This window comes from Candidatus Omnitrophota bacterium, from assembly GCA_018894435.1.
In the GTDB taxonomy this organism is placed as follows: domain Bacteria; phylum Omnitrophota; class Gorgyraeia; order JAHIPI01; family JAHIPI01; genus JAHIPI01.
The window spans coordinates 1-5,717 of sequence record JAHIPI010000092.1 but is presented as its reverse complement, the minus strand read 5'-3'; the positions used below and the strand labels follow the sequence as shown (position 1 = coordinate 5,717).

Genomic DNA, 5,717 nt, shown 5'->3' with positions numbered 1-5,717 from the left:
TTTTAATCGTAGGGGACGTTTGAACGCCCCCTACCTTTTAAACCATCTTCGTTTCTAACGGTTTCTTGTTAAATTTGTCGGCTTTTTTGCCGCACAACTTACTCCCCGGGCATTCGCCGGTCCAGCAATATAAACACAACTTTTCTTTGGGCAGGCCTATGGCTTTCACCATATCATCTACGGTCTGATACCTTATTGTAGTAACTTCTAAATCCTTTGTGATCCATTCGACCATCTTCTTATATTTTTCGGAATTTGAGTCTACATATTCGGATACATCCTCCAGGTCGCGGCCTTCCAAGCTGTGAATGGCCTTTCTCGCGGCCAATTCCTTGATGCTTCTCGTCGAGAGGTTGAATCGGCATGGAAACATAAGCGGCGGGCAGGCCGGCCTTACGTGGATCTCTTTGGCGCCGGAATCCCATAATTTCTTTACGGCGAAATTCTTGAGCTGCGTGCCTCTTACTATTGAGTCTTCGCAGACGACGATGCGGTTATTCTCTATTATTTCGCGTATCGCTATGATTTTCATCTTTGCTACAAGGTCCCTTGTCTCCTGGGACGGAGGCGTATAACTCCTGCCGTAACCGGGTGTGTATTTTACAAGCGGCCGGCGGAGCGGTTTTCCTGATTCCATAGCATAGCCAATGGCGTGAGCAATACCCGAATCCGGTACGCCGGAGACAACATCCACTTCTATATCTTTGTCGCGTTTTGCCAAAAGCCTGCCGCATCGCTCTCTTACGACCTCCGTATTTATCCCCTCATAATTAGACGCGGGAAAACCTGTGTATATCCAAAGGAACGCGCATATCTGCTCCTGATTTCTCGCGGGACTTTTTCCTGCCATACCGAACTCATTTATTAAAACCACTTCTCCGGGCCCAAGATATTTTACTATCTCAAAATCGCTGTTCGGAAAGGCGCTTGTTTCCGATGTGACCGCATACGCATCGCCGCGTTTTCCGATTATAAGCGGCGTGTATCCAAATCTGTCCCTCGCCGCATAAACGCCGTCTTTATTGAGCAATAAAAGCGAACATGAGCCCTCTATCGCTTCAAACATCTTTTCTATACCGTCGACTATGCTGTTACCTTGCGTGATCAACTTTGCGACGAGCTCTGTAGCATTAACAGTACCCTTGCTTACTTCGCTGAATGACGCGCCTTTTTTTAAGAGCTCACTTGCGAGCTTTTCGGCGTTTTCTATATAGCCGTTTGTCACTATGCAAAAAGGCCCGAATTTCGACTTCAGATATATCGGCTGTTCTTCAAGGGCGCTTATTACGCCTATCCCTTTATTGCCTCTCATCCTTTTATAATCTTCATAGAACTTTGATTTGAACTGCGTCTGGCCTAGATTGTGAATATGGCGCGAGAAATCTCTGCCTAAAACAGCCATGCCTCCGTATTCCGTCCCTAGGTGTGAATGGTAATCCGTTCCGTAAAATAAAATTTCCGCGCAATCCGTTTTTGAGACAACTCCAAAAATCCCGCTCATTGTTTTGCCCTTTCTGATTTATTATTTCAATGCCTCAATACCTCTTCTGCAGATCTCTTTCGCATAATCCGTCCAAATTCCCTGACCCCAGTACCTAAAACAGCTGGTTTCGGAAAGTAAAAGATAGAGAAGTGCGCGCGCGTATGCCGGGTCCTTGGTGTCCACTGCCGCCCCGTCATATTTTCTGTGGAATAGAACGCTAAGTTTATTTATGGGATCGAGAATATTTTCGTATCCTTTTACCCAGTTCTTGTCATTTGTCCACGAACCTTTATCCAGATTGAAACTGGAATCTTTTTCATGAACTTTCTGTATAGCCTCATCGCACGCGCCCGGATGATAATCTTTGACATGTTCCCATATCCTGTGCTGCGAAGCCGACTGTACGGGTATAAATAATTCCTCTTTAGCTCCCCTTTCCTTTATGAGCTCCAGATATTCGGAGCCGTTCATAGCGACTACACCTTCAGTGCCTGCCTCGTCAAAAACCTGCTTATACATCGGAGGAAATTCGTTCATCATGACGCCGCCGTTTTCACCGTCGCCTATCTGAAAGACAAAAGGCGGGATATTTCGGCCCGCATAATCTTCCCGATTCCTCGTCTTAGCTTCGTAATAAGGCTGCATCTGGCCTATAAGTTTATTATCGGAACCCTGCGTCTTTATTATTATGGTTATCTCCTCGACCTCGCCTAACGAATTTTTGGCAATCAACCTGTGCGGAAAATTGGGCTTTCTTATTCCGCCACCGTCCAAATTTTCTATCGTATGCTCCTGGACCATCAGCCATTCATACCCCGCTTCTTTTAAGGCCTTCACATATTCAAAGCATACATCGGGATGTATCGGAAGGTGCATCTCCGGCGGCGAAAAGCCGTTAACTCTCGAAAGCGCCTCCTCGCCAAAGATAGAAGCAAAATGACACCGCCACGCCATTATGTGAAGTCTTATATCGGGAACGGGCGTCGATGAAACCGTTGCGTGCGACCACATTGTACCCGTCCATTCAACATAGCGGTAATATTTTTTGCCGCAGGTCACAAGCTTTAGATTATCTATCACTCCGCCCTCGCCCATCTGCTGCAATCCCCATAAAAGATTACCAGAATAATCCAACATGATACGCGGATTGTGATGATGGGCTACAAATTCCCTTACAAAATCCGACATTCTTGAGTAGCACTGCAAAAATACCGACGCATTGTGGTTATCTCCTACGTCCGGGTGCTCCATCATGTGCTGAAGATTGCTTATTAATGGGGCATGTTTTAAGTCATTCGTCCCGGCGGGGATCGTCGGCTGGTGCATGTGAAGCGCAATGCCGAATCCGGATTGGATTTTGTCCGGTTTAATATTGGAAATTGATGCGTAAAGGCTTCGGCCGCCTTTTACGGCCTTTACTATCTTGCTTTCATTACCGCATATATTTGGGAAGTCGGTTATTTTCATATTTACTACTTATAATATTTCGCGCAGTCAATATTACTAAAAATGTTGTCTCTGTACTCTAATTCGCTGAGCCAATCGGTATCTATCTTACCACTCATAAGGTCATTATACAAGCGGGTAAACCTGGTTATATGGCACTTGGAGCGTTTGTGCGCATATGGGACCATAGTTCCGGTCTTCATAATAAAAGCCCAGTCGCTCGATTGCGCTAATAAAACTTCTCTCGCCGCCTGGTTTAGCGCGCGCTCGACGACATCCTTGCCGGATTTTTTCCCGCCGGAGGCGGATCTGCCTCCGGCGGGTCCGCCTCTGGCGGATTTTGTCATCTTTTTCGCCGGTTTGTAGAATTTTTTCGCCAGTTCCGCCATTCTCTGGCCGGCTCTGTGCAGATGCCTGTAGACCCAGTCATTGCCTCCTTCCAGCCAGAATTCGCTGTAGCCTTTCCAACCCCACGTAGATGCCGACGGTAACGACATCTGATTCACCGGATATTCAGAAAGGTATTCCGAAGGAGTGATCATTTTTACCGTCTTCTGGTCGTAAGCCATCTTCCTCATAAGAAAATCTATCCACATCGGCCCCTCAAACCACCAGTGACCGAAAAGTTCCGCATCGTAGGGGGCGACTATAATCGGCTTTCTCGACATATGGGCCGAAAGATGCTCTACCTGCTTCTCCCGGTTAAACATAAAATTTCCGGCATGCATAGCGGCCTTTTCTCTCGCCCAGTCAGGCACATATGCTTCTTTATATTCATTATTTCCGGTTATCCTCCAATATTTGATACCCGTATTTACTCTTATTCCCTGCGGATGTATGTATGGTTTTACATATTCATAATCCAGCTCATGGCCTATATCTCTGTAATACTCCCTGTAATCCGGATCTCCCGGGTATCCCTCTTTAGAACTCCAGACCTGTTTGGAAGATTCCCAGTCTCTGCCAAAGGCCGCGACTCCCGACGGGCAATATACGGGCGCGTAGACGCTGTATTTAGGTGATGGGTCGCCGTTTATAATACCGTGAGAATCTACAAAGAAATATCGTATGCCGGCCTTCTTAAGAAACTCGTCTACTCCGGGATAGTAGCCGCACTCCGGCAGCCAAAAACCGCGCGGAGGCCTGCCAAAAGTCTTTTTATAACTTTCGACGCCTATATTTATCTGCGCTTTCATGTCGGACGGATTGACAGACAGTATGGGCAAAAAACCATGTGTAGCCGAGGAGGCTATAATCTCTACAAATCCCTTTTCCTGAAATTTTTTGAATGCGGAGACTATGTCTTTCTTATATTTCGTGACAAACGTCTCCTTCGCTTCCAGAAATCTCCGTCGGTACATCAGGGCCAGGCCGTGAAAATGCGATTGATAGCCTGTGCGCTCTATCTCTTTTTCGGAAAGTTCTATCAGTTTATCAAGATGGCGTATGTAGCGGTCCTGAAGAAGCGGATCCTTTAGCATGGAAACGAGAGGCGGCGTCATGGACATGGTTATCCTAAAATTCACGCCGTCATTAATAAGGCCTTCGAAGACATGTATGAGGGGAATATATGTTTCGGTGATGGCCTCATAAAGCCAGTTCTCTTCCAGAAAATATTCCTCTTCGGGGTGGCGTACAAATGGGAGGTGCGCATGTAATACAAGTGAAACGTAGCCTTTATGCATATGAGTTTACTCCGAAACTAAATTACGGCAGGAAGGTCATTCGTACTTAGTAAACTTGCGCCAAACCTCTGTCTCGATTCTCCGTTTTTCGAGCTTATCTTTCGATCGCGCCGTAAAATCAAGGGGGATATTGCCTCCGTCGGGAAGGGCAAATCTCAAAGTGAATGTTCCGTCGCTGCGTAGGGGTATTTGCTTCTCGCCCAGATGCACTGACGCATCCGGTTCGGTCCTGCCGTATACAATAAGTTCTGTTCCCGCTTCAAAAAAGAATTTCCGCTTTGCGTCTATCCGCTCGCTCGCGCCCATTTCGCTGGCGCCCAACGATTCGCTTGCGCCGCCCATAAGCACGAGTTCCTCGGAAGACCCCAGAATAATCCTCTTCAAAAACTGGCCCTTTGTCAGCCCCCGGCGCAAAACTTCATCCAGAAAATTCTCCTCTTTTCTCACAGTGAGGCCGTATCTATTTCCGAAGCGCGTCAGGCGCTCGCGAAGCACATCGCGCAATGACGGCGATAATCTTGAATAATATGCCTTTACATCTTCCTCGCTCAAATAAATTCTTCTTGAACCGGATGCCGCAGGGCCTCTCGCCGGCTTCTGTTTATTTCCGGATTTTGCCTCCGCCACAACGAACGGGGCTCTGCTTGAATCATCATCCACTCTCATCCATATCTCTTCGGAACGCTCAGACGGCCGCTTTGTGGGCGTCTGGACCACATTTGACCTCGTAAAGGGAAAGAACTTTCCGTTCTGCAACCGAAGCCCTATTTCTCCGCAATAACTTGCGCGGTCCGACCATAAATTGACATACCAATTATTAGTAACCCCCGGGTCGAAATCGAGATCAAACCAGTGGTTGGCATTATCGCCGTTGAAATCCACGAATGTAACATCGTACATTCTTAGGGTATGTGCGGATCTTTCCAGTTCATCGCCAATCCGGTTTTTAAGCGTATCTCTTGAAGAAGATGCTATATCCCAATAGGCGTGTATCCAGCGGGGATCCCTTGCGATTAGAGTGAGATTTGTTGAATCATAAGACGGAAGGTCGTAAGTATCTGTAAAATCTTTTTTAGGTACATATTTTTTATAAGTGGGAGGCG

Annotated in this window: 4 protein-coding genes; all 4 read right to left on the bottom strand. The window is 46.9% G+C overall.

The window, feature by feature from the left end:
* Positions 1 to 37: 37 nt before the first annotated feature.
* The gene (locus KKI13_07970; GenBank protein MBU4488978.1) at positions 38 to 1,501 is read right to left on the bottom strand and encodes an amidophosphoribosyltransferase; all 1,464 of its coding nucleotides are present in this window, start codon (positions 1,499 to 1,501) and stop codon (positions 38 to 40) included.
* A gap of 21 nt (positions 1,502 to 1,522) precedes the next feature.
* Entirely contained in the window at positions 1,523 to 2,950 is a 1,428-nt protein-coding gene (locus KKI13_07965; GenBank protein ID MBU4488977.1) for a glycosyl hydrolase family 57, read from the bottom strand.
* Between the two features lie 5 nt (positions 2,951 to 2,955).
* On the bottom strand, positions 2,956 to 4,614 hold the full coding sequence (locus KKI13_07960; protein ID MBU4488976.1) for a DUF1957 domain-containing protein: 1,659 nt from the start codon (positions 4,612 to 4,614) through the stop codon (positions 2,956 to 2,958).
* A gap of 36 nt (positions 4,615 to 4,650) precedes the next feature.
* Positions 4,651 to 5,717: DUF4912 domain-containing protein (locus KKI13_07955; protein ID MBU4488975.1), on the bottom strand; the 1,067-nt coding region annotated here is incomplete at its 5' end.